24 protein-coding genes are annotated in these 23,810 nt (G+C 32.7%); 15 read left to right on the forward strand and 9 right to left on the reverse strand.

Annotated elements, in window-relative coordinates; all coding sequences use genetic code 11:
- The first annotated feature begins 142 nt into the window (after window positions 1-142).
- The 8 genes from miaB (at window position 143) to groL (ending at window position 7,470) form a co-directional block, all read left to right on the forward strand.
- On the forward strand, window positions 143-1,591 hold the full coding sequence (gene miaB, locus ABJM36_RS12970) for a tRNA (N6-isopentenyl adenosine(37)-C2)-methylthiotransferase MiaB (protein WP_348451924.1): 1,449 nt from the start codon (window positions 143-145) through the stop codon (window positions 1,589-1,591).
- 7 nt (window positions 1,592-1,598) lie between these two features.
- Window positions 1,599-2,075, forward strand: coding sequence for a hypothetical protein (locus tag ABJM36_RS12975; RefSeq protein WP_348451925.1), 477 nt, complete (start codon window positions 1,599-1,601; stop codon window positions 2,073-2,075).
- 32 nt (window positions 2,076-2,107) lie between these two features.
- Window positions 2,108-3,379, forward strand: coding sequence for a sigma 54-interacting transcriptional regulator (locus ABJM36_RS12980; protein WP_348451926.1), 1,272 nt, complete (start codon window positions 2,108-2,110; stop codon window positions 3,377-3,379).
- A 75-nt stretch (window positions 3,380-3,454) separates the two neighbouring features.
- A complete protein-coding gene (locus ABJM36_RS12985; protein WP_348451927.1) occupies window positions 3,455-3,961 on the forward strand; it encodes an LptE family protein in 507 nt (168 codons plus the stop codon).
- Between the two features lie 42 nt (window positions 3,962-4,003).
- Window positions 4,004-4,963, forward strand: a complete 960-nt coding sequence (locus ABJM36_RS12990) for a hypothetical protein (RefSeq protein ID WP_348451928.1) — start codon at window positions 4,004-4,006, stop codon at window positions 4,961-4,963.
- On the forward strand, window positions 4,963-5,319 hold the full coding sequence (secG, locus tag ABJM36_RS12995; protein WP_348451929.1) for a preprotein translocase subunit SecG: 357 nt from the start codon (window positions 4,963-4,965) through the stop codon (window positions 5,317-5,319). Before ABJM36_RS12990 ends, secG begins: the two co-directional genes overlap by 1 nt.
- Window positions 5,320-5,458: 139 nt before the next feature.
- Window positions 5,459-5,734, forward strand: a complete 276-nt coding sequence (locus ABJM36_RS13000) for a co-chaperone GroES (RefSeq protein ID WP_271560433.1) — start codon at window positions 5,459-5,461, stop codon at window positions 5,732-5,734.
- Between the two features lie 104 nt (window positions 5,735-5,838).
- Complete coding sequence (gene groL, locus ABJM36_RS13005; protein ID WP_348451930.1) at window positions 5,839-7,470, forward strand: chaperonin GroEL; 1,632 nt, start codon at window positions 5,839-5,841, stop codon at window positions 7,468-7,470.
- A gap of 220 nt (window positions 7,471-7,690) precedes the next feature.
- Here the strand turns inward: groL and ABJM36_RS13010 are convergent, their stop codons facing one another.
- The 6 genes from ABJM36_RS13010 to xrtF all read right to left on the reverse strand — a co-directional run bounded on the left by ABJM36_RS13010 (window position 7,691) and on the right by xrtF (window position 12,840).
- Window positions 7,691-8,092 (reverse strand): heavy-metal-associated domain-containing protein, encoded by a 402-nt coding sequence (locus ABJM36_RS13010; protein ID WP_348451931.1) that lies wholly within the window; start codon window positions 8,090-8,092, stop codon window positions 7,691-7,693.
- A gap of 149 nt (window positions 8,093-8,241) precedes the next feature.
- The gene (locus ABJM36_RS13015; protein WP_348451932.1) at window positions 8,242-10,482 is read right to left on the reverse strand and encodes a TonB-dependent receptor; all 2,241 of its coding nucleotides are present in this window, start codon (window positions 10,480-10,482) and stop codon (window positions 8,242-8,244) included.
- 54 nt (window positions 10,483-10,536) lie between these two features.
- A complete protein-coding gene (locus ABJM36_RS13020) occupies window positions 10,537-11,259 on the reverse strand; it encodes a MauE/DoxX family redox-associated membrane protein (protein WP_348451933.1) in 723 nt (240 codons plus the stop codon).
- 122 nt (window positions 11,260-11,381) lie between these two features.
- Window positions 11,382-11,744 carry a hypothetical protein gene (locus ABJM36_RS13025; protein WP_348451934.1) on the reverse strand — a complete coding sequence of 121 codons (363 nt, stop codon included), beginning with the start codon at window positions 11,742-11,744 and terminating at the stop codon, window positions 11,382-11,384.
- Window positions 11,745-11,867: 123 nt separating this feature from the next.
- Entirely contained in the window at window positions 11,868-12,296 is a 429-nt protein-coding gene (locus ABJM36_RS13030; RefSeq protein WP_348451935.1) for an exosortase F system-associated protein, read from the reverse strand.
- Entirely contained in the window at window positions 12,289-12,840 is a 552-nt protein-coding gene (gene xrtF, locus ABJM36_RS13035) for an exosortase family protein XrtF (RefSeq protein ID WP_348451936.1), read from the reverse strand. The genes ABJM36_RS13030 and xrtF overlap by 8 nt, the downstream gene beginning before the upstream one ends.
- Window positions 12,841-12,909: 69 nt before the next feature.
- Between xrtF and ABJM36_RS13040 the strand changes: the two genes are divergently transcribed.
- Together ABJM36_RS13040 and purH are read left to right on the forward strand one after the other, a co-directional pair.
- Window positions 12,910-13,368, forward strand: a complete 459-nt coding sequence (locus ABJM36_RS13040; protein ID WP_348451937.1) for a GAF domain-containing protein — start codon at window positions 12,910-12,912, stop codon at window positions 13,366-13,368.
- 231 nt (window positions 13,369-13,599) lie between these two features.
- Window positions 13,600-15,132, forward strand: a complete 1,533-nt coding sequence (gene purH / locus ABJM36_RS13045; RefSeq protein WP_348451938.1) for a bifunctional phosphoribosylaminoimidazolecarboxamide formyltransferase/IMP cyclohydrolase — start codon at window positions 13,600-13,602, stop codon at window positions 15,130-15,132.
- A gap of 492 nt (window positions 15,133-15,624) precedes the next feature.
- Here purH and ABJM36_RS13050 read toward each other — a convergent pair whose 3' ends face one another.
- The 3 genes from ABJM36_RS13050 to ABJM36_RS13060 all read right to left on the reverse strand — a co-directional run bounded on the left by ABJM36_RS13050 (window position 15,625) and on the right by ABJM36_RS13060 (window position 18,625).
- Complete coding sequence (locus tag ABJM36_RS13050) at window positions 15,625-16,371, reverse strand: response regulator transcription factor (RefSeq protein WP_348451939.1); 747 nt, start codon at window positions 16,369-16,371, stop codon at window positions 15,625-15,627.
- A 1-nt stretch (window position 16,372) separates the two neighbouring features.
- Window positions 16,373-18,121: a tetratricopeptide repeat-containing sensor histidine kinase gene (locus tag ABJM36_RS13055; protein WP_348451940.1), complete on the reverse strand. Its 1,749-nt coding sequence runs from the start codon at window positions 18,119-18,121 to the stop codon at window positions 16,373-16,375.
- 72 nt (window positions 18,122-18,193) lie between these two features.
- Window positions 18,194-18,625 (reverse strand): hypothetical protein, encoded by a 432-nt coding sequence (locus tag ABJM36_RS13060; protein ID WP_348451941.1) that lies wholly within the window; start codon window positions 18,623-18,625, stop codon window positions 18,194-18,196.
- 306 nt (window positions 18,626-18,931) lie between these two features.
- On the opposite strand from ABJM36_RS13060, the gene ABJM36_RS13065 reads away from it, so the two are divergent.
- The 5 genes from ABJM36_RS13065 to rodA all read left to right on the forward strand — a co-directional run.
- The gene (locus ABJM36_RS13065; protein WP_019388210.1) at window positions 18,932-19,960 is read left to right on the forward strand and encodes a rod shape-determining protein; all 1,029 of its coding nucleotides are present in this window, start codon (window positions 18,932-18,934) and stop codon (window positions 19,958-19,960) included.
- A 22-nt stretch (window positions 19,961-19,982) separates the two neighbouring features.
- Entirely contained in the window at window positions 19,983-20,795 is an 813-nt protein-coding gene (mreC, locus tag ABJM36_RS13070; protein ID WP_348451942.1) for a rod shape-determining protein MreC, read from the forward strand.
- Window positions 20,795-21,301, forward strand: a complete 507-nt coding sequence (locus ABJM36_RS13075; RefSeq protein WP_348451943.1) for a rod shape-determining protein MreD — start codon at window positions 20,795-20,797, stop codon at window positions 21,299-21,301. Before mreC ends, ABJM36_RS13075 begins: the two co-directional genes overlap by 1 nt.
- Window positions 21,298-23,235, forward strand: a complete 1,938-nt coding sequence (mrdA, locus tag ABJM36_RS13080) for a penicillin-binding protein 2 (RefSeq protein WP_348451944.1) — start codon at window positions 21,298-21,300, stop codon at window positions 23,233-23,235. The genes ABJM36_RS13075 and mrdA overlap by 4 nt, the downstream gene beginning before the upstream one ends.
- On the forward strand, window positions 23,235-23,810 hold a 576-nt coding region (gene rodA, locus ABJM36_RS13085), incomplete at its 3' end, for a rod shape-determining protein RodA (protein ID WP_348451945.1). The genes mrdA and rodA, both read left to right, overlap by 1 nt.

Raw genomic sequence — 23,810 nt, forward strand, 5'->3', positions numbered from 1 at the left:
AACAAGATACAATTATACACAAAAAAATCTGTCCGAAAGCGGATTTAAAACAACATTAAAATCCAACTGCCACTTTGTCACTAAACGCAAATTTATTGTATCTTTGCATACTTATTGACCCCGGTAGAAATATCGACACACTATGGAAAAGACAATAGACGAAAATAAACAAGGCGAATATTTAGTTATAGAAAACAAAGCAGGCAACACACGTAAACTTTTTATTGAAAGTTACGGTTGCGCCATGAATTTTAGCGACAGCGAAATTGTAGCCTCTATAATGGCAAATCAAGGTTTTAACACCACACAAAATTTGGAAGAAGCCGATTTGGTTTTAGTTAACACCTGCTCTATTCGCGATAAAGCAGAACAAACCGTACGTAAACGCCTTGAAAAATATAATGCCGTAAAACGCGACCATAACCCAACCATGAAAGTTGGTGTATTAGGTTGTATGGCCGAACGCTTAAAAACTAAATTTCTTGAAGAAGAAAAAATAGTCGACCTAGTTGTTGGACCAGATGCTTACAAAGATTTACCAAACCTTCTTGCCGAAGTAGATGAAGGTCGAGATGCCATAAACGTCATCCTTTCTAAAGAAGAAACTTATGGCGATATTTCGCCAGTACGTTTAAACACCAACGGCGTTTCTGCCTTTGTATCCATTACTCGTGGATGTGATAATATGTGTACATTTTGCGTGGTACCTTTTACCCGAGGTCGAGAGCGAAGTAGAGACCCACAAAGTATTATTGAAGAAGTTAACGACCTATGGAATAGAGGCTACAAAGACATTACTTTACTTGGGCAAAATGTAGACAGCTACTTATGGTATGGTGGCGGACTTAAAAAAGATTTCGAAAAAGCCAGCGATATACAAAAAGCTACTGCTGTAAACTTTTCGAACCTTTTAGAAATATGCGCCAAAGCACAACCTAAAATGCGTATTCGTTTTTCAACGTCCAACCCACAAGATTTAACTTTAAATGTGGTTAAAACCATGGCTAAGCATCCAAATATCTGTAATCATATTCATTTACCAGTACAAAGTGGAAGCAATCGTATTTTAAAAGAAATGAATCGTTTACATACTCGTGAAGAATATATGGAATTGATTGATAACATAAGAGAAATCATTCCTAATTGTGCAATTAGCCAAGATATGATAGTCGGTTTCCCTACTGAAACTGAAGCCGATTTTCAGGATACTATTTCCCTTATGAAATACGTAAAATACAATTTTGGTTATATGTACAAATATTCTGAACGCCCAGGAACTATGGCTGGCAGAAATATGCATGATGATGTTCCCGAAGAAACGAAAAAAAGAAGACTGCAAGATATTGTGGACTTACAGCGTATTCACAGCGAAATTAAAACCAAAGAATGGTTAGGTAAAACGGTAGAAGTACTTATTGAAAAGGAATCAAAAAAATCCAACAAACAATGGTCTGGTCGTACCTCAGAAAGTATAGTATGCGTATTCCCAAAAGGCAATTATAAAGTAGGCGATTTTGTAAATGTAAAAGTTACCAATTGCACAAGTGCCACGCTTATTGGAGAAGCTGTTGGATACTCACAAAACAATTAATTGTATTATGAGTAAAAGTTTAGCATTATTCTTAGGGTTTGCATTCTTATTAACGACTAATTACGCTCAAATTGACGCAGAGTTAAACAATGTCAACATCAATTACCTTGCAATTACTAACAATATAAAAGTTAAGACACTAACATCCAGTCTTTCTTTCAATTCTAATAAATTAATAAATTTATTAAATAAAAAGTTTGGTCTATTTAAGGAAGCATCGAAAGGTAAATTAGGAGCAACCTATTTATGGAAAAATATAACCTTAAAAAATATAAATATAGAAGGTGGCTCTATTATAATTTATAACTCACATTACGATACAAAACAAGAACATCTAAATGGAAAAATCACTTATATAAAAACACCAATTGTAAATATTTACATATTAGACAAGCACAATAAAAATATTTTAGATTCAAATAAAAACGAAACTAAAATGACAAAATATTTTAAAAAGCTTATTAAAAAAGCAAGTAAAAATTAACTAAAAAGATTCCCATTTTATGGGTAATTATTATGGAATCAATTCAAGCTATAAAACAACGTTTTGGTATTATTGGAAATACACAATCACTAAATCGAGCTATTGAAAAAGCAATTCAAGTAGCACCAACCGATATCTCGGTTTTGGTTACAGGAGAAAGTGGTGTTGGTAAAGAAAGTATTCCAAAAATAATCCATCAATTATCTCACCGAAAACACAACAAATATATTGCCGTAAACTGTGGCGCTATTCCAGAAGGCACTATAGACAGTGAATTATTCGGGCATGAAAAAGGAGCTTTTACCGGAGCCACACAAACTCGCGAAGGGTATTTTGAAGTTGCCGATGGTGGTACTATTTTTTTAGATGAAGTTGGCGAATTACCATTAACAACTCAAGTACGTTTATTACGTGTTTTGGAAAATGGAGAGTTTTTAAAAGTGGGTTCTAGTAAGGTTCAAAAAACAGATGTTCGTATTGTAGCCGCTACAAACGTAAACATGTTTGAAGCTATCGAAAAAGAAAAATTTCGCGAAGATTTATATTATAGATTAAGCACCGTAGACATTAACTTGCCACCGCTTAGAGAGCGTCAAGAAGATATTCATATTTTATTTAGAAAATTTGCTAGCGATTTTGCCTTAAAATATAAAATGCCCACTATAAAACTAACCGATAATGCAGTACAAGTTTTACTAAAACATCGTTGGGCTGGAAACATTCGACAATTGCGTAATATAGCAGAACAACTTTCCGTTTTAGAACAAAATCGTACGGTAGACGCAGCAACACTACAAGGGTATTTACCGGCCTCATCGGGCACTAACTTACCTGCTGTTATTAAAACATCTAAATCGGAGAGCGATTTTAGTAGCGAACGTGAAATTTTATACAAAGTGCTTTTCGACATGAAAGCCGACCTAAACGACTTGAAAAAGTTGACTATGGAACTCATGAAAAATGGCAATATTAAAGATGTCGAAAAAAATAATGAAAGCTTAATTCAAAAAATTTATGGCGATAATGAGGATGAGGATATCGATTTTAAAGAATCCACCTCAAACAGTGACCTCATTGCTATTGCAGAACATAATACAAGTAAAGACGACCCAACACCTGTTCAAGATAAATATTACTTTGCTGAAGAAATTGAAGAGGAAGAAACCCTATCATTACACGACAAGGAATTAGAATTAATTAAAAAATCGCTTGAACGTCACAACGGAAAACGTAAATTAGCAGCCGAAGAATTAGGAATTAGCGAACGTACACTTTATCGAAAAATTAAGCAGTTCGATTTATAACATTAATGAAAGTTTAGCGTTAAAACAACACCCTAATAATCACAAATAACGCAAGTTATACACCGATTCAACAATATGAAACACGCAAAATACATCACTATACTCCTATTAACCATAACTTGCTTTAGTTGTGGTATATACTCATTTACTGGAGCATCAATTCCTCCAGGGACAGAAACTTTTCAGGTAAATCGATTTGAAAACACATCGTTACTTGTAGAACCAGGCTTAGAAAACGAATTTAAAATAGAGTTGGAAGATTATATTTTAAATCAAACCAATTTAACTTTAAACCCGTCTAAAGGCGATTTAATTTACGAAGGAGAAATTACAGATTACAGAATTTCACCTACTACGGCTACTTCTGAAAATACAGCAGCACAAAATAGATTAACAATTAGTGTTAAACTTCGTTTTTTCAACACCAAAAAAGAAGAAGACGACTTAGAGCAAAGTTTTTCTTTTTTCTATGATTATCCAGCAAGCACACAATTAATAGGAAGCGTAAAAACAACAGCTCACGAAGAAATTTTTGAACGTATAACTCAAGATATATTTAACGCTACATTAGCAAAATGGTAGTTATTGGCAAATAACATAAAAGCATTAAATTAGGCATAACAAATGAATCAAACAGATTTTAAATATATTTTACAACATCCTCAAGCCATTACTCATGAGCAAACCGAGGCTGTAAAATCTATTATTGAAAAATTCCCTTATTTTCAACCTGCACGTGCTATACACTTAAAGGGGTTAAAAAACCAAAGCAGTATTTTATACAATCAAGAACTAAAAACAACTGCCGCTTATACCACAGACCGAAGTATTTTATTCGACTATATAACTTCTGAAGCATTTATTCAAAATGAAATTTCAAATTTTATTAAAAAGAATACTGAAAACTTAAAAGGTATCCCTGTTAATGCTGAAGATTTATCGGTTAACCGAAGCGTTACAATTGACGACATCTTAAAACAACAAATTAAAGATACCGATGGTGTTTTAGACCCTGCATTATTTGAGCCAAAAGAATACCGCCCTAAAAAATTTACTGGTTTTAAACTAGATGAATCGCAGGATATTGAAAACACTACTAATGAAACCAAAACTCAGGAAGCTACTCCCGAAGACGTATTAAATTTAGGAAAACCGCTTCAATTTGATAAAAAAGAAACACATTCTTTTAATGAATGGTTAAAACTATCTCAGTTTAAACCTATAGTACGCGAGCAAGAAAAAGAAACTAGCACAAAGGAAGAAACCCCTAAAGAGACTAAACCATCAAATGGATTAGCTAAAGCCGAAAAGTTTCAACTTATAGATAAATTCATTTCCGAAAACCCAAAAATAAGTCCTGCTAAAACAACAGCTTCAAAAGGAAATTTAGCAAACGCACAAATGATACAGCCAGAAGCTTTAATGACAGAGACTTTAGCGCGTATTTATGTCGAACAAAAAAACTACAAAAAAGCAATTCAATCTTATAAAATTTTAAGTTTGAAATATCCAGAAAAAAGTAGTTTCTTTGCAAACCAAATTAAAGCTGTAGAGCACATACAAGAACAAAATAATAAAGAATAATGAGTACGTTTACAATATTTTTAGTCCTTATAGTAGTTGTAGCATTTTTACTAATCGTTGTCATAATGGTTCAGAACCCTAAAGGAGGAGGATTATCATCTTCTTTTGGAGGAGGTGGCACACAACAATTAGGTGGTGTGAAAAAAACAACCGACTTTTTAGATAAAAGTACATGGACATTAGCAACTTTGTTATTAGTATTAATACTAGTTTCAAATATTGCAATTGATAGAGGAACAGCTGGTGTAGAATCTAAAGCCTTAGATACCGATGCACAAAGCACGCAACCTTTACCAATTGCACCTGCAACTAACAATACTACTACTGCTACTCCAGAGGATTCAGCAGCAGAATAATTAGCATAAAACTAACAATTAAATGCCAACTTTTAGAGTTGGCATTTTTTGTTTCTGCAAGTTTGTCAGTTAATAGGTAATGGCACATTTTTAGCATCTTGCATAAACGATAATATAAATTATAAAATACTATATAAAAATGGCATTAAACATTAAACCTTTAGCAGATCGTGTTCTTATTGAACCTGCTGCAGCTGAAACTAAAACAGCATCAGGAATTATTATTCCAGATAATGCAAAAGAGAAACCACAAAAAGGAACGGTAGTTGCTGCTGGTCCTGGAACAAAAGACGAGCCTATTACTGTTAAAGTTGGCGACACGGTTTTATATGGCAAATACGCTGGAACAGAGTTAAAACTTGAAGGAAATGATTATTTAATCATGCGTGAGAGTGATATTTTAGCAATTATCTAAAAGGCTATTAGCTATTAGCCTTTGGCTTTTAGCTTCAACTAAAATTATTATTAATACTTAGCCAATAGCCAACAGCTAGAGGCAAAAAGCAAAAACTAAATAAAATGGCAAAAAATATAAAATTTGATATTGAAGCACGCGACGGTTTAAAACGTGGAGTAGATGCATTAGCCAATGCAGTAAAAGTAACTTTAGGCCCTAAAGGGCGTAACGTAATTATTTCTAAAAGCTTTGGTGCTCCTTCTGTAACTAAAGATGGTGTATCTGTAGCAAAAGAAATTGAATTAGCTGATGAGCACGAAAACATGGGTGCTCAAATGGTAAAAGAAGTAGCTTCTAAAACTAACGATTTAGCTGGTGATGGAACAACAACTGCTACCGTACTAGCTCAAGCGATTGTAAAAGAAGGTTTAAAAAACGTAGCTTCTGGTGCAAACCCAATGGATTTAAAACGAGGTATAGACAAAGCTGTCGAATCTATTGTTAAAGATCTTGAAAAACAAGCTCAAAAGGTTGGTAACTCTTCTGAAAAAATAAAACAAGTTGCTGCAATTTCTGCAAATAACGACGATACTATTGGAGAGTTAATCGCTCAAGCTTTTGGTAAAGTTGGTAAAGAAGGTGTCATTACTGTTGAAGAAGCCAAAGGTATGGAAACTTACGTTGACGTAGTTGAAGGTATGCAATTCGATAGAGGTTATTTATCGCCTTACTTTGTAACTGATGCTGATAAAATGATTGCCGATTTAGAGAATCCATACATTTTATTATTCGACAAAAAGATTTCTAACTTACAAGAAATTCTTCCAATATTGGAACCAGTTGCACAATCTGGCCGTCCTTTATTAATCATTGCGGAAGATGTTGACGGACAAGCCTTAGCTACTTTAGTGGTAAACAAATTAAGAGGTGGATTAAAAATTGCAGCTGTTAAAGCTCCTGGATTTGGAGACAGACGTAAAGCCATGCTTGAAGATATCGCTATCTTAACTGGCGGCACTGTAATTTCTGAAGAAAGAGGATTTACTTTAGAAAATGCTGATTTAAGCATGTTAGGAACTGCTGAAACTGTAACTGTCGATAAAGACAATACAACTATTGTAAATGGATCTGGTGATGCTGAATCTATTAAAAATAGAGTAAACCAAATTAAATCTCAAATTGAAACAACAACATCAGATTACGATAAAGAAAAACTACAAGAGCGTTTAGCTAAATTAGCTGGAGGTGTTGCTGTACTTTATGTAGGTGCTGCTAGTGAAGTTGAAATGAAAGAGAAAAAAGACCGTGTTGATGATGCTTTACACGCAACAAGAGCTGCAGTAGAAGAAGGTATTGTTGCCGGTGGAGGTGTTGCTTTGGTAAGAGCAAAGGCTGTTTTAGCAAAAATTACAACTGATAATTTAGATGAAACTACTGGTGTACAAATAGTAAATAAAGCTGTTGAAGCGCCTTTAAGAACTATTGTTGAAAATGCTGGTGGTGAAGGTTCTGTAGTTATCAATAAAGTATTAGAAGGTAAAAAAGATTTTGGTTACGATGCTAAATCTGAACAATATGTTGATATGCTAAAAGCTGGTATTATTGACCCTAAAAAAGTAACACGTATTGCTTTAGAAAATGCAGCTTCTGTAGCTGGAATGATTCTAACAACAGAATGTGCTTTAATCGATATTAAAGAAGATGCTCCTGCTATGCCTCCAATGGGCGGTGGCGGAATGCCAGGAATGATGTAATTTAAACATTAATTTCTGTTTCTTATAAACTAAAAGCCTTTGATTAAAAAATCAAAGGCTTTTTTTTATATTCAAAAACTTTACTTAAAACACCCTACTACCAATAACAACTCATCTTTAGCTATACCTTTTTTCTCCACTTTTGCTATATAATGAGAATATCTAGAAGCAAAAATTAATTCTTCAAGATGTGTATTGTGTTATGTCGCTATGTTCATTTTTAGCGATGATCATTATCACCTTCTTCATGCTTATTCTCATCTTCTTTTTTAGGTGTATGATCACCAATCACCGCTTCATCGCGATATTTACAACATGGGTGCACCTTAGCATAAGCTTCATCTGTAGCCTTTAATGCTTTAGTGTCGTGTCCAGCAGCAAGCACTTGTTTTTCTATAGTGGCAACACTAGTTTTACGGTCGTCGAAAATTAATTTCAGTTCATGGGTTTCTACACTCCAATCGGCAAACTTAACGCCTTTAGTGTTTAAACATGCCTTTTCAATACGTGCTTTACACATACCACAAATACCATCGACCTCAATTGAAGCTTTAGCATTTTTATTTTGTGCGAATGTTAAAGTTCCGGTTAGCATTAAAGCTATTACTAATAGTTTTTTCATTTTTATTTGTTTTTATTTTTTTGTCATTCCCTCGAAGGAGGGCGTCTGTTTTATTTTTAGTTTATATTTTATCTTCATGAGGTTTCTGCCATCACATGAATTACAGATATTTCTTTAACTCTTTGTTTTAATTCATAAGACTTCCTTTTTCAATAAAGCCTATAACGTAAACCTGCATAATACATGCTTCCAAAAATTGGTCCGTATACAAATGTAGAATCAAAATTCGCACCAAAAGGATCATCAGCTCCTAAAATAGGGTTAGATTGCCTTAAATTTGTAATGTTTTCACCTCCTAAATATAGTTCAAATTTTGGAGAAAACACTTTGGTTATTTGTGCATTTAAAGTTGCTACCGTAGGTGTACGCTCTGGCAATTGATATTCAATAGGATTACTGCTTGTATTAGCATAACGTTGGTCGCTTAACCAATTAAAGGTAGTATCAAACTTCCAAAAACCAAGTTTTGTTTCGTTATGTTCGGTCTCGTATCCAATATTTGCAAACACTCTGTGTTTAGGTGTTAATGGACGCTCTAATCTACCCGAATTATAATCGGTTTTTACATCATAAAACTTATAGGCCATTCGTAAATCTACATGCTCAAAAACATTATAATTTAATTCAGCTTGAAAACTATTCGCAAAACTTTTTCCTTCTAGGTTATAAAAATTTATCTCTGTTGGTGTTTCCCAGTCTACTACAATTTGATTTTTAAAATCGGTTTTATAATAATCTAATGTAATATCTGCTTTCCTTCCTAAGAGATTAAAACCTTGTAAATATGAGAATCCGTAATTCCATGCAATTTCAGGAGCTAATCCATAAACGCTACCCCCAGCATCTAAAATATTTATTTGCCTTGATGTAGAGAACATTTGTTGATTTTCGGTAAAAATATTAGCACTTCGTTTTCCTCGCCCAAACGACGCTCTAAAAGCTGATTTACTCCAAGGTGAATACCGAGCATGAACCCTTGGCGTTATAAATTCACCTAATAAATTATGATGGTCTACGCGAATACCAGCCGTAAGATTAAATAGTTCTAGATTATCAAAACTATACTCAAAAAATGCTCCTACGGAGTTTTCAGTTCTTTCATAATCTGCTGTATTTACAAACTCGTCATAATGATCATAAGTATAACTAACACCTGTTTTTATTTTATGCCTAGAATCGCTAATTATGGAATTATAAATAGCATTTGCATACAAGCTATTATGTGTAATATCATAAGTATTTAAACCAAAATACGACTCTTGTTTATGACTACTAAAGGCTGTTTGCACACCAATACTTTGCCAAGGGATTTCTGGGTTTACATAGGCAAACTTAGTAGAAATCTCGTAACGCTTCGTATCAATTTCACTTCCCCAGCTATTTGTTGTTAGCTTATCGGTATCTGGATTAAAATCTAACTCGCCTGTTTGCTTTTCATCATTTAAAAATTTCAAATTAATAAAGCTTACAAACCCTTTTTCGGTATCGGTATATTGCCAACGATTCATAAGGTTAATTTGATTAAATTTTGGCATATCCAAAAACCCATCATCATTCACATCATGCTCTCCATTGTGCGTATTACCATGTATATACAACCCAGTATGCCATTTGTCGCTTACCTTAGTATTTATATGTGTATTAAGCTCTAGTCGCTCACTGGACGCACCGTATAAATTAACAAACAATTTATCGTCGGTTGATGGTTTAACCAATTCCGCATTGATTTGTCCTGCAATACTTTCAAACCCATTAACTACACTGCCAGCACCTTTTGTAATTTGAATACTTTCTACCCATGTTCCTGGAATAAAGCTTAAACCATAAGCTTGCGATGCGCCACGAATAGATGGAATATTTTCGGTAGCAATTAAAATATAAGGGCTTGTTAACCCTAGCATTTTTATTTGGCGTGTTCCCGTCATAGCATCGGCAAAATTTACATCTATAGAGGGATTTGTTTCAAAACTTTCCGAAAGATTACAACAGGCCGCCTTTAACAACTCTGCACTACTTACATTTATAACATTAGCAGATTTGTAATACGACTTTGCCGTTGTTTGCTTTCTGGATTTTACAGTAACTGCATCCAAATTATCTGAAGGCTCTAACCAGTGTACAATATTTTTAGGGCCAGTTATTGTTAATGTATTAGTTTTAAACCCGACATAACTAATTACTAATTTATTGTATTCGGGCTTGTACGATAAGGTGAAATTACCATCTATATCGGTTACTGTTCCTACTTCTGTACCCAACCAATAGACGTTAGCACCTGCCAACCCTATTTCTTGGGTTTTATCGTAAGCATCAAGTATTTTTCCTGTTATTTTTTCTTGTGAAAACAAGAAGACAGGAAACAAAATTAGTATATATATTTTTTTATTCATTTTTAATATATTCTTTTTATAAGATAAATTCCTGCCTTGGCAGAAATAACAAGATTATTTTAAAAGCATTATAATTGCCATGACAATCATAATACTGTTTTCAATAAAAGTAGCTTTAGTCATAGGGAGTTTTAATGCCGTTCCTAAGCATGCACATTGTATAGATTTTTTATTAAGTAATGTTTTAGTTACTCCAATAGTGGTAATACCTAAAATAACTAACGTAACAATCAATACTAAAGGAATTTCTATTCGCATTAAAAACATAACCCCAAGTGCCAATTCTATAAAAGGATAAACCCAACCATAAACAGGAATTACCTTCGCCAACGGATCGTACATTTTAAATGATTCTGGAAACCCCTTTAAATCTAGGAGTTTGAAAAAACTAAAAACAATATAAAATAGCCCCATAAAGTCGAGCATAAAACCAGTGGTATCCCAAGGATTATTGTTTAGTAAAACGGAAGCTACAGTAATGTAACCAAATATCAAAAACAACGGAAAAAGTTGTTTAAACTCTGATTTCTCTACCTCTACTTGTGTTGAAGAGGTAGTAAAAACATTAGACTCGTTCTTTTCTGATATAGCATATTTTTCAGGTAATGCATTTTGCATTTCTTTTAAAGAAATATGCTGATTCATTTCGATAATGGCTTCAGCTTTTTCTAAATCTACAGATGCTTTGGTAACACCATACAAAGCATTTAATTTGTTTTCAACAGAAGCTCTGCATCCATTACAGGTCATCCCTGTAACTGTATATGTATGTTTCATTTTGAAATTTATTTGAATTAATAAATCTATTTATATCCTCGTCTCTAGAATTCGCTTGAATATAAATTCAGCGAAAAGACAAGACGATGCACTTCTTAATGAGAATTAAAAAAATCTGTGTATCAAATAATAAAAACTTGGTCTAGAACCTGAATATCGGTGACCAAATTAGGTGGAGAATAATTTTTATGAGGAATAGTTTGTTTTGACAAACTCGCAAAACAATTGATAAAACTATATGAAAAAGCAGCAAGAAACTGCTGTTGTACAAAATCTAAATCTTCAAAGGTAGATACTGTTAATTCATCTTGCCCTTTAAAAACATCAATCTCGTCTTTACAGCATGTTTTCTTTAAAAGAATTTCTAAAGCTTCCATTTCGCACTTTTCAACTGCAGCAAACATAGAAACATCTACTAGAACATCACCACAAAAATGTTTTTCGATAGTAAAAGATACCGTCGAAAACAAAACAAGTAATGCCATTAGGGCAGAAAAACTTTTATGTAATAGTAATTTTATCACGGTGTAAAATTACAAAAAATTAGAAACTCTACAGCTCATTTATTAAATGATTAACACTTGGCTTTTAAGAATTGCTTTGTCTATTCAATTTTTAATCTTATGATAATAAAACGCTGGCAATAGCAGTATTAATAATATAGGCTGAATTAAAAACCTACGAATATTAAAAAATAGATAATAATCCTCTTGCATAGGATTAACCACAAAATACAAGTAAAAAACCATAAGCACTAAAAAGGCCAACGTATACAATAAAGCAGAAAATTTTAATATGCTTTTATCTTTAAAAACAACAAATAAAATAGCCAATGAAATTACCGAGTTTAAAACATAGCGTAATGTTGTAAAACTAACTAATTTAGCTATTTCACGTCGTGGACTATCAATATACAAGTAGTCATTTTGGAAAAAAGTTAAATAAGGGTCGTAAAATAAAACACCTTCATAAAACCTAATTAAAACCAACAGGATAACAAACACAAAAAGCAATATAGCTGTTATAGTTTTAGACATCCTTTATGTTTAATTTAGAAAAACGATTTACCCAAAATACCCATAACAAAAACACCATCCCATAAATTATTCCTGGAAAAATTACAGCGTGTAAAACATCTTTATATTTAGGGTAATAGTATAACCCAATGGACAAAACAACGATACGTAATAAATTTACAACGTATATTAAAATACTACCTGAAAGAATGTAAAACAATGTTGTTTTTAGTTTCCCAGAAAAGGCAACAATAAAGGAAATAAACAAGATTACGACACTTAAACCATTACAACCTTCTATAATTCGAGCTAAATACTGCCCTTTTAATATGACTTTCATTGATGGCTCATCAGGATGCGGAAGCACTTGTGTACTATACCCGAAACTGTTTAATAGGTTTTCAGTTTGCAAAGCTACCAAATGTGTAAAATAATCTGGATAAAATTTTGATCCGTCCGAAAATTGCAAATACAGCTTATAGCCTACCGACAGTAGGGTATAAACCAACAAAAATGTAAGGATAAATTTAATTACCGACTTGTATTTTATAAAAAGTGACTTCAAAAAAAATATTTAAAACTGAATATCGAAATTACACCTTTTTAAATACTTTTACCAAAAACTTTTACAGTTATGTCCTTAGAAAAATTAAAACCACAAATAGAAACCATTACATCGAATTCCAAGAAAACGGTTAACCAACGCCTTTTGGCCATTTGCGAATTACTTGAAAACCATGTTGAATATTACAATTGGGTTGGTTTTTATTTTAGAAACGGCACCAAAGAAGAACTACACCTAGGCCCTTATGTTGGTGCACCTACAGACCATACTATTATACCTTTTGGCAAGGGTATTTGCGGTCAAGTTGCTGTGAGTAACACAAACTTTGTTGTGCCCGATGTAGCTGCACAAGACAATTATATCGCTTGCAGTATAACCGTAAAATCAGAAATTGTTGTGCCCATTTTTGTTGATGGTGAAAATATTGGACAAATAGATATTGATTCGAATACCATTGACCCTTTTACCGAAAAGGACGAACGTTTTTTAGAATTTGTAAATAAAAAAGTTGCTGAGATTCTTTCTTGATACTTTGTATTTTCCTAAACCTAAACACAAAAACCTATTAAGGCTTCAATTTTTAGATTTTCATTTCCTTGTTAACAACTTCGCGATTTCGTTAAAAAAAGAGCTTCTTTTTTAAGAATAAGGCGCTTATTTTATTGGATGAAATACCTACTTTTGCAAATAATTAGAAACTTTAGCACAAAAAGCTAAAAAACAATAACAATTTCATTTTAAAACTTTAAAAAAGTACTAATGAGCAACGAAAAAACTATTAAATCGGCATTAATATCTGTATTTAGTAAAGACGGTTTAGAACCTATTGTAAAGGAACTTGATAAACAAGGTGTAACCATTTATTCTACAGGTGGTACAGAGAAATTTATTAACGATTTAGGTATAAAAGTTGTTCCTGTAGAGGATGTAACATCTTACCCTTCTATTTTAGGTGGTCGTGTAAAAACGCTACACCCAAAAGTTTTTGGAGGTATCTTAAACAGACAAAACCACGATGGTGATGTTGCCGAATTAGCCGAATATGAAATTCCGCAAATTGATGTCGTTATTGTTGATTTATATCCGTTTGAAAAAACAGTAGCTTCTGGAGCAAGCCAACAAGATATAATTGAGAAAATTGATATTGGAGGTATTTCTTTAATAAGAGCGGCTGCTAAGAATTTTGCCGATGTTATTTGTGTCTCTTCGGTTGATGATTATGCTGAATTTTTAGAATTAATTTCTGAAAACAATGGTTCTATTTCTGAAGAAAACAGAAAACGTTTTGCTGGCAAAGCTTTTAACGTGTCTTCTCATTATGATACTGCTATTTTTAACTACTTCAATCAATCGAACGAAGAAACAGTTTTAAAAATTAGCGAAACCAATGGTAAAACATTACGATACGGAGAAAATCCGCACCAAAAAGGGTACTTTTTTGGCGATTTTGATGAGTTATTTACCAAACTTCACGGTAAGGAGTTAAGTTACAATAACCTTTTAGATGTTGATGCCGCTGTAAACTTAATGTTAGAGTTTAAAAACGACGCACCAACGTTTGCTATTTTAAAACACAACAATGCCTGTGGTTTAGCACAACGCGAAAGCTTACACCAAGCTTATGTTGATGCCTTAGCTGGCGATCCTGTATCTGCTTTTGGTGGTGTATTAATTAGTAATACAGAAATTGATTTAGCTACGGCCGAAGAAATTCATAACTTATTCTGCGAAGTGGTCATTGCTCCTTCTTTTTCAGCAGAAGCTTTAGAGGTATTAAAAGGTAAAAAGAATAGAATATTATTAGTTATTCATGATATTGAAATGCCTAACACAAATGTAAGAAGTTGTTTAAATGGGGTTTTAGTACAAGATAGAAATAATATTACAGACAAGGCTGAAGACTTAAAGACTGTAACAAACACATCTCCTACACAAGACCAAATAGACGATTTAATATTTGCCTCTAAAATTTGTAAACACACAAAATCAAACACTATTGTTTTAGCTAAAAACAAACAATTATGTGCAAGCGGAACAGGACAAACTAGTCGTGTTGATGCTTTAGAGCAAGCTATTCATAAAGCTGGAACTTTTAAATTTGATTTAAACGGAGCTGTAATGGCTAGTGATGCTTTTTTCCCGTTTCCAGACTGTGTTGAAATTGCTAACAATGCTGGTATCGCTGCAGTAATTCAACCAGGAGGTTCTATTAAAGATCAATTAAGTATCGATTTTTGTAACGATAATGAGGTTGCAATGGTTATGACAGGAACACGTCATTTCAAACATTAATTCGAGTTACCGTATTTCAAAATATAAAAAGAGCACTATTCTAGTGCTCTTTTTTTTTGGAAAAATTAAACCCATTAATTCCCCCAAATTCTTACTAAAATTTAAGAATCTTAGTAAAAAAAATCAAATCACGAATCCCTTAATTCTGCAATTCAATTGTATTTAAATTAAAGTTGAGTCAACCTAAAAACTAGCAATGCTAATTGAATAACTACTGCCAATACAAGTATATACATAAAATAATTTGAAGTTTTTTTATCTGTTCTTTCTAAATTCATCTTTGCGCTATTTTTTGATTTATTTTTTTTTGTATCATATTTTTTAGAATGCATACTTTTTAATTTGAAGCGTTCCTAATTCTGATATAAAACTATTATTAAACCGATGGCTATTTTAAAAAATAGGCATGAGCCGGCAATTTTTAGCCATGAAAATGGAAAAATTGGGAATGAAATCTTAGCGCACCACGAAGCCGCGTATTTTAGGAGTATATTACTTAAGCGTATGTACCCTTTTTAAAAGGTCTTTATAGGTATCACTTAATGTCGCTTTATGGTTTCCTTCCAAAATAATTAAATTATCGCTAGGTATAATCTCAATAATTTTCTCAGTATTTACTATAAAGTTCCTGTGAGTTTTACTAAAAAAAGCATCGTCCAAAAGCTTTGAAATTTTAGTAAGTGATATAAGAATGACGAATTTTTCGTTTATGGTAATGATATTACAATATTTTTCTTCTACTTCAATATATATAATATCTGCAAGCAATACTTTTTTTAACGACTTACCCTTTTTAATAAATAAGAATTCGGAGCTTATTATCGTGTCCTCTTCATCACCTAAAAACACATTGGGTTGGGCATAAAACTTTTCAACAGCCATTTCGAGTGCATAAAGCATTTCTAGCTCATTAAAAGGTTTCATTAAATAACTAAAGGGCTGTGTTAATTTTGCACGCTCAAATATATTACGATCTGTAGAACTCGTTAAAAAGACAAATGGCTTAGATGTGTTTGGAGTTACACTTATGGTTTCGGCTAAAGCAATACCATCAGGATTACCGTTTAAAAAAATATCCAAAACAACAATATCAACAGGTTTGCTATAAAACAATTCTAACGCCACTTTAAAGCTTGTTGCAACCCCTATAACATTATAATTATTAGCTTGAAGCACCTGCACTAAAGCATCACTTTCGGCCTGGGTATCTTCAACAATAAGTACGTTAACACTATCCATTTTACGTTGTTTTAGGTAAAGATACAATCATTTTAGCACCTTTTCCCAATTCACTTTTAATATCAAAAATTCCGTTATTCTTTTTAATCATCGATTTACAAAGTTGCAAACCTAAACCTGTACCTACAAGATTTTCATTTTCTTTTTTAGATAACAAAACAGAATCCTCAAGGAGTTTTAAACGTGTATCTTCGGTCATTCCAATTCCTGAATCTTCAATAACGAAATCAACATAGGCATCATTTATTAATTCGCTATATACGTTAATAGTACCGTGTGGCTTAGAAAATTTTATCGCATTATCTAATAAATTTCGCAATACAATTTTTAAGGATTCTTGATCTGCTGAAACTTGAACGCTTTTCGGAACATTATTTTGAAATTCTAAATTGTTTTCCAACATTAATGGTTTATAATTATATGCCATTTGCTCCACTATAAAAAACAATCGGATAGAGGTAATTTCAAAATAAGACTGTTTGGTTTGCAATAAGGCCCAATGCAATAAATTATCTAATAAATTATATGCACCATTTACAATAGCGCTATTATTTTGCAACTGCTCATCTAAGGCATCTAAGTTTTTGGCTTCTAGATTATCTAATAATTTGGCATTACTAGTTTTTAGTGCATTTACAGACGATCGCAAATCATGACTTACAATAGAAAACAACTTATCCTTAGTCGCATTTAATTCATCTAAACCCTCTTTTTGAGCTATAATAATCTTATTAGCTTTAGTTTTTTCTTTGTAAAAATAAAACGTTACACCTAATAGAATTAAAAGCGTTAACACAGAATATAACAAGCCATTGCGCTCGTTTACTTTTGCTTTATTTTCTAACTTCAACAAACTAACTTCTTTCTGTTTTTCCTTAACAGCAAATTCTTTTTCTAATTTTGCAACTTCGTAAATTTTATTTTGATCGTTTAAAGAGTCTTTCCATTTTTCATACTCTTTCCTATAAGATAATGCTTTTTTATAGTCTTTTCTGTTTTCTTCTACAACAGCCATATTTAATGTGGTAAGCACCATTTTCCGAATACTTTTGGTTGTTTTAGAAAGTATATAGGCTTTTTCAAAATATGATATAGCCAAATCATCTTTATACTGCTCGTAATACACATTTGCTACATTAACATATGCCCCTATAAGCTTTAGAGTATCTTGTTGAAATTCACGTAATTTTAAATTCTCAATTAAATAATCTTCAGCCTTAGCAAACTCATTTAAATGATGATAACACAACCCTATATTCTGAAAAATCTCGCTTTTACTCAAGTAGTTATACTGGTCTTGCTTTAATTTTGTTAAAGGCTCCAAATAAGAAATAGCGGCTTTAAACTCCCTTTTTTCTAGGGCTATCACTCCTAAACCTTTTTTAACAAGGTAATAAAACTCAAAATTAGGATCTATTAAATTAAATTCATTTCTAGCCTCGTCGAATAAGCCCTTTTCCTTAAAACTAAACCCTCGGAAATAATGCAAATAGTTAACTAAATCATCCTTAACACCTGAAACTTCTAAATGCCTCATAGCATATACCAAAGTAGAATCCCATTCCTTTTCTAAAAAATAGGATGCCGATTTAAAAAAATAAGAAGAAGCTTTATTTTGATTAGCCTTTATTTGAATTTGGTGGCTAAATAAATTCGTTTCATTTTTCTCTTGAGAAGAAAGCCTTCCAGCTAAGAGCATTAAAATTAATACGCTGCTAATTTTGATTACCCTAGCCAAAAATAAATTCATAAAAACAAATATATTTAAAACAAAACAACCATAAGTGAAGACTTATGGTTATTTTGTTTTTTTTAATAAAGTTTAATTACCTCCTCCGTCTTCAACTTCGGTTATAGTCCCCCTAGAACTTACAGGATCTTCATCCCATAAAAAAGATTCAATTTTGGTAATAGCATTTGTTGGGTCTTGAACATCAAAACTAAACGTATATGGATATAATGAAGTTGGAATTTCCTCTATGTAATTATAATCAATATACACACCTTGAGTATCCCCGTTAATAAGTGCTTCGGTTAAGTAAATATCCAAACTAGTTACATTATCTGCAGCATCAATAAATACCGTAGCGGTTATTGTTATAGTTGTTCCATGTTCTATAGCCGTTACATTTGCCGGTGGCAATGGTGTAATTGTAGTTTGCGTTGATGGACTGATTAAAGTGCCTTTTTGAAAATTTGTGATTTTTGTTAAAAACACCGTATCTGGTGGTAACATCGTTTCGGTTAAACTCATAATTAATTGGATTTAAGGTTATAATATTTAGGGTTACTTTTAAATCTTATTATATTTTTACAATAATAAACGGTTCAATAGTATAAAATATATCGACTAAAAGCAAATTAATAGGTTAAAATACATATATTTGTAAACGCAGTAAATTTATTAACCGGTTTGATATAGACTATTTTGACTTATTTTGTAAATACCTTTTTTCGAGAAATTTATTTTCAACTAACCCTTATAAACACCCTATTATTTCTTTACTTTTTAGTACTTTTACAGCCATTCAATAATAACTTCAATTAATATTATTAATACATGGGATTTTTTGATTTCTTAACTGAAGAAATTGCAATAGATTTAGGTACTGCAAACACACTTATTATTCACAACGACAAAGTTGTTGTTGACGCACCTTCTATAGTAGCTCGCGATAGAATTTCTGGTAAAATTATTGCCGTTGGTCAAGAGGCTAGTTTAATGCAAGGTAAAACCCATGAAAATATTAAAACAATACGCCCCTTAAAAGATGGTGTAATAGCAGATTTTGATGCCTCTGAGCAAATGATAAGTATGTTTATTAAAAACATACCTGCCTTAAAAAAGAAGTTTTTCACACCAGCTTTACGTATGGTCATTTGCATCCCTTCTGGTATTACAGAAGTTGAAATGCGAGCGGTAAAAGAAAGTGCAGAACGTGTTAATGGTAAAGAAGTTTATTTAATTCACGAACCTATGGCCGCGGCTATTGGTATTGGTGTTGATATTATGCAACCTAAAGGTAATATGGTAGTTGATATAGGTGGTGGAACTACCGAAATTGCTGTTATTGCTCTTGGCGGTATTGTTTGTGATAAATCTGTAAAAATTGCAGGTGATGTTTTTACAAACGACATTGTATACTACATGCGCACACAACACAACCTTTATGTGGGTGAACGCACTGCCGAAAAAATAAAAATCCAAATTGGTGCTGCTACCGAAGATTTAGAACTTCCTCCAGAGGACATGAGCGTTCAAGGACGCGATTTATTAACAGGAAAACCAAAACAAGTTTCTATATCATACAGAGAAATTGCTAAGGCTTTAGACAAATCTATTCTGCGTATTGAAGATGCTGTTATGGAAACCTTATCACAAACACCACCAGAATTAGCTGCCGACATTTATAACACTGGTATTTACTTAGCTGGTGGAGGATCAATGTTACGTGGTTTAGATAAGCGTTTATCTCAAAAAACAGACTTACCTGTTTACATTGCTGAAGATCCATTGCGTGCCGTGGTACGTGGTACTGGAATTACACTTAAAAATTTACCTAAATACAAAAGTGTATTGATAAAGTAAAAGGATAAAATAGGCAAGCCCCATGCAACAAATTATTAACTTTATAATAAGAAACAAAAACTTTTTGTTGTTCTTGTTGCTTTTTGGCATATCGCTTCTATTTACAATTCAGTCACACTCATACCATAAAAGTAAGTTTATTAATTCGGCAAATTTTTTAACAGGAGGCGTTTACAATTCCGCAAACAATATTAGTGGATACTTAAATTTAAAAGTTCAGAACGAATTACTTTCTGACGAAAATAAAAGGCTTCGAAAACTACTTTTAAATGTTAGCACAAACCCCGATTCAATATTTATTGACAGCCTAACATTTAAAGAAGATTACAGATTTTACAGTGCGACTATAATAAAAAACAGTTATTCCTTAAACAACAATGTTTTAACCATAAACAAGGGGAAAAATGATAGTATCCAACAAGATTTTGGCGTTATTTCCTCAAAAGGTATTGTTGGCATTATCGATAAAACTAGTGCTAATTATGCCACCGTTATTTCTATTTTAAACAGCACAAGTAGCATAAGCGCGCAGTTAAAAAAAACAAATCATTTAGGGTCGCTAATTTGGGATGGTAAAGATTCTCAATTCGCTCAACTTATAGATATACCAAAAATAGCAAAGGTTAAAACTGGTGATACAATAATAACTTCTGGACAATCTTCAATTTTCCCTAAAGGAGTTCCTGTTGGAACCATTGAAAATTTTAAGCTAGACCAAGCTGAAAATTATTATGAAATTAACGTACACCTATTCAATGACATGACTAGTATAGAACATGTGTACATCATAGAAAACGTTAATAAAGAAGAAATTTCTAATCTACTAAGCAACTAATGAATAGTGTTTTTTCTATACATACCGTCCGCTTTATAGTCCTTGTTTTTGTTCAAGTTTTAATACTAAATCATATAAACTTTTTGGGTTATATAAACCCATATATTTACATCCTATTTATCGCTTTATTTCCGGTTAAAAACAACCGTATTATTTTAATTTTATTAAGTTTTTTACTAGGATTAACCATCGATATGTTTTTAGATACAGGAGGCATACATGCTGGAGCTTGCGTGTTTATTGCTTACGCGAGGCCTGTAATTTTAAAATCATCTTTCGGAATGATTTACGAACACCAAAGTATTAAATTCAATACCGTAGAATTCGGATCAAAGCTCACCTATTTTACCCTTTTAACCACTCTGCACCATGTTGTACTTTTTTCGTTGGAAATTTTTAGCATATCTAACATACTTTTAATCCTTCAAAAAACGTTATTCTCAAGTATATTCACTATTTTATTAAGTGTTATTGTAACCATAATTTTTAGTAGAAAAACTAAATGAGACAATTTTTACTTTTCATCTCTATAATTGCTGTTGGCTTATTATTTATTGCAAGGTTGTTTTTCCTTCAAGTATATAATGCTAGCGGTCATAATTTGTATGAAGACAATGCCATAAGAAAAGTATACGACTACCCTAAACGCGGTTTTGTATATGATAGAAATGGCGAATTACTTGTAGCCAACCAACCATCGTATGATGTTATGGTTATTCCTCGTGAAGTTGAACCCTTAGATACCCTTGAATTTTGTGAATTATTAAAAATTGACAAAAAAAGTTTCATATCCAAATACAATAAGGCCAGACACTATTCCCCAAGGCTTCCTTCTGTTTTGGTTTCACACCTTTCAAAAGAAGATTACGCTGTTCTTCAAGAAAAAATGCGAAAATTTCAAGGGTTTTACATTCAAAAGCGTTCATTACGTGATTATGAAACTACCATTGGTGCTAATGTTTTAGGTGATATTGGCGAGGTTAATAATAACGATATAAGACGAGACCCATATTACAAAATGGGCGATTTAAAAGGAAAACAAGGTGTTGAAGCCTCTTACGAAAAAACACTAAGAGGTGTTAAAGGCATAAAATTTATTCAGAAAGATAGGTTTAACAAAAACATAGGCCCTTATAAAGGCGGAAATTTTGATACTATTCCAGAACAAGGCAAAGACATAACTATAACCATTGATACCCAATTGCAAGCATATGGTGAACTCCTTATGCAAAACAAACGTGGCGGTATTATAGCCATAGAACCAGCTACCGGCGAAATTTTATCTATGGTTGCTGCGCCAACCTACGACCCAAATCTTCTTGTTGGTAGAGATCGCTCGAAAAACTTTACTAAACTCTACAACGACTCCATTGCAAAACCACTTTTTAATAGAAGTTTACAGGGCGTTTATGAGCCAGGGTCACCCTTTAAACTAATGAATGCATTAATTGCGCTCCAAGAAGGGGTTGTAACTCCTAATGAAACCGTTACTTGCTATGCGGGTTATAAATACGGCAACCGGTTTATGAAATGCCACTGCCACAGAGGCACAAGAAATGATATGATTGGAGGCATACAACGTTCGTGTAACGCCTATTTTGCTACTACTTACAGAAAAATTTTAGACAAAAACGGCAACGCCTCAGAAGGTATAGATACTTGGAGTAAGCATGCCCAAAGTTTTGGATTAGGGAATTTTTTAAACAACGATTTATTTGTTGGGCAAAAAGGTAGGATACCAGACCGGGCGTATTACAAAAACATTTATCCAAATACATTTTATTCCACTTACACCATATCAAATGCTATTGGCCAAGGAGAAGTTGCTACCACACCAATTCAATTAGCAAATATGGCTGCAGCTATTGCTAACCGTGGCTATTATTATACACCTCACATTATAAAAAATATTGAAGGCGAAACGTTACCAGAACAATTTACCGTACCCAAATACACAACAATAGACAGACAACATTTCGAACCTGTAATTGAAGGTATGCTGCAAGTTTATAAAAAAGGAACTGCGGCCTCATTACAAATCAAAGATATTGATATTTGTGGCAAAACAGGAACAGTTGAAAATTTCGTAAAAATTGATAGCGTAAAAACGCAATTAACAGACCACTCTATCTTTTTAGCTTTTGCCCCCAAAAACAACCCCAAAATCGCCATAGCTGTATTTGTTGAAAATGGTTATTGGGGAAGCAGATTTGCCGGTAGAATTGCAAGTTTAATGATTGAAAAACATATAAAAGGATACACCACTAGAAAAGATATGGAAGAGTGGCTTTTAAAACACAGTTTAGAAAACGAGTATGCTAAACCTTTTTCTGGAGAATCTTTCGGGATTAATGGCTACACGACGTTACAAATTGTTAAAGAACAAGAATACCAACGTTTAAAAAAAGAGTTAAACCGAATTAATAAATCTGAAAGTTAATGATTCGGAATACTAATAGACATTTTAAATTCGATTGGATTACCATAATTCTCTTCTTTCTTTTGGTAGGTTTTGGCTGGCTAAATATTTTGTCTGCTTCACATATAGGCACCACTGTTGATTATTTAGATTTTTCCCAACCTTTTGGAAAACAACTTGTTTTTATATTTCTAACCTTTGGTTTAGTCATCTTATTACTAGCAGTAGATGCCAAGTTTTACGAACGTTTTTCTAGTGTTATGTATATCATTTCCATGCTATCTTTAGTAGGACTTTTTATTTTTGGTAAAAATGTGAATGGCGCCACTTCATGGTATGGTATTGGCGGTATGACCATTCAACCTAGCGAATTTGCCAAAACAGCAACAGCTCTTGCCGTTGCCAAATATGTAAGTGATTTAAATACTAATATAAAAACCCTTAAAGATCAAATTAAAACCTTTATTATCATCATTATCCCAGCTATTTTAGTCTTACTTCAAAACGATACTGGTAGTACCATTGTTTATGGTGCTTTCTTTTTCGTATTGTACCGCGAAGGATTACCAAAGTACTATTTAACCCTAGGTATTTCA

It is taken from the genome of Algibacter sp., from assembly GCF_039977455.1.
Lineage (GTDB): Bacteria > Bacteroidota > Bacteroidia > Flavobacteriales > Flavobacteriaceae > Algibacter_B.

What these genes read in the sequence shown, in the direction of transcription:
- ABJM36_RS12985 (WP_348451927.1), top strand. Translation starts at nt 3,455, where the DNA reads ATGAAACACGCAAAATACATCACTATACTCCTATTAACCATAACTTGC.
- ABJM36_RS12975 (WP_348451925.1), top strand. Translation starts at nt 1,599, where the DNA reads ATGAGTAAAAGTTTAGCATTATTCTTAGGGTTTGCATTCTTATTAACG.
- ABJM36_RS12980 (WP_348451926.1), top strand. Translation starts at nt 2,108, where the DNA reads ATGGAATCAATTCAAGCTATAAAACAACGTTTTGGTATTATTGGAAAT.
- mreC (WP_348451942.1), top strand. Translation starts at nt 19,983, where the DNA reads ATGCAACAAATTATTAACTTTATAATAAGAAACAAAAACTTTTTGTTG.
- groL (WP_348451930.1), top strand. Translation starts at nt 5,839, where the DNA reads ATGGCAAAAAATATAAAATTTGATATTGAAGCACGCGACGGTTTAAAA.
- ABJM36_RS13030 (WP_348451935.1), bottom strand. Translation starts at nt 12,296, where the DNA reads ATGTCTAAAACTATAACAGCTATATTGCTTTTTGTGTTTGTTATCCTG.
- ABJM36_RS13060 (WP_348451941.1), bottom strand. Translation starts at nt 18,625, where the DNA reads ATGAGTTTAACCGAAACGATGTTACCACCAGATACGGTGTTTTTAACA.
- ABJM36_RS13000 (WP_271560433.1), top strand. Translation starts at nt 5,459, where the DNA reads ATGGCATTAAACATTAAACCTTTAGCAGATCGTGTTCTTATTGAACCT.
- purH (WP_348451938.1), top strand. Translation starts at nt 13,600, where the DNA reads ATGAGCAACGAAAAAACTATTAAATCGGCATTAATATCTGTATTTAGT.
- secG (WP_348451929.1), top strand. Translation starts at nt 4,963, where the DNA reads ATGAGTACGTTTACAATATTTTTAGTCCTTATAGTAGTTGTAGCATTT.
- ABJM36_RS13040 (WP_348451937.1), top strand. Translation starts at nt 12,910, where the DNA reads ATGTCCTTAGAAAAATTAAAACCACAAATAGAAACCATTACATCGAAT.
- ABJM36_RS13010 (WP_348451931.1), bottom strand. Translation starts at nt 8,092, where the DNA reads ATGAAAAAACTATTAGTAATAGCTTTAATGCTAACCGGAACTTTAACA.
- ABJM36_RS12990 (WP_348451928.1), top strand. Translation starts at nt 4,004, where the DNA reads ATGAATCAAACAGATTTTAAATATATTTTACAACATCCTCAAGCCATT.
- mrdA (WP_348451944.1), top strand. Translation starts at nt 21,298, where the DNA reads ATGAGACAATTTTTACTTTTCATCTCTATAATTGCTGTTGGCTTATTA.
- ABJM36_RS13050 (WP_348451939.1), bottom strand. Translation starts at nt 16,371, where the DNA reads ATGGATAGTGTTAACGTACTTATTGTTGAAGATACCCAGGCCGAAAGT.
- miaB (WP_348451924.1), top strand. Translation starts at nt 143, where the DNA reads ATGGAAAAGACAATAGACGAAAATAAACAAGGCGAATATTTAGTTATA.
- ABJM36_RS13025 (WP_348451934.1), bottom strand. Translation starts at nt 11,744, where the DNA reads ATGGCATTACTTGTTTTGTTTTCGACGGTATCTTTTACTATCGAAAAA.
- ABJM36_RS13055 (WP_348451940.1), bottom strand. Translation starts at nt 18,121, where the DNA reads ATGAATTTATTTTTGGCTAGGGTAATCAAAATTAGCAGCGTATTAATT.
- ABJM36_RS13020 (WP_348451933.1), bottom strand. Translation starts at nt 11,259, where the DNA reads ATGAAACATACATATACAGTTACAGGGATGACCTGTAATGGATGCAGA.
- ABJM36_RS13015 (WP_348451932.1), bottom strand. Translation starts at nt 10,482, where the DNA reads ATGAATAAAAAAATATATATACTAATTTTGTTTCCTGTCTTCTTGTTT.
- ABJM36_RS13065 (WP_019388210.1), top strand. Translation starts at nt 18,932, where the DNA reads ATGGGATTTTTTGATTTCTTAACTGAAGAAATTGCAATAGATTTAGGT.
- ABJM36_RS13075 (WP_348451943.1), top strand. Translation starts at nt 20,795, where the DNA reads ATGAATAGTGTTTTTTCTATACATACCGTCCGCTTTATAGTCCTTGTT.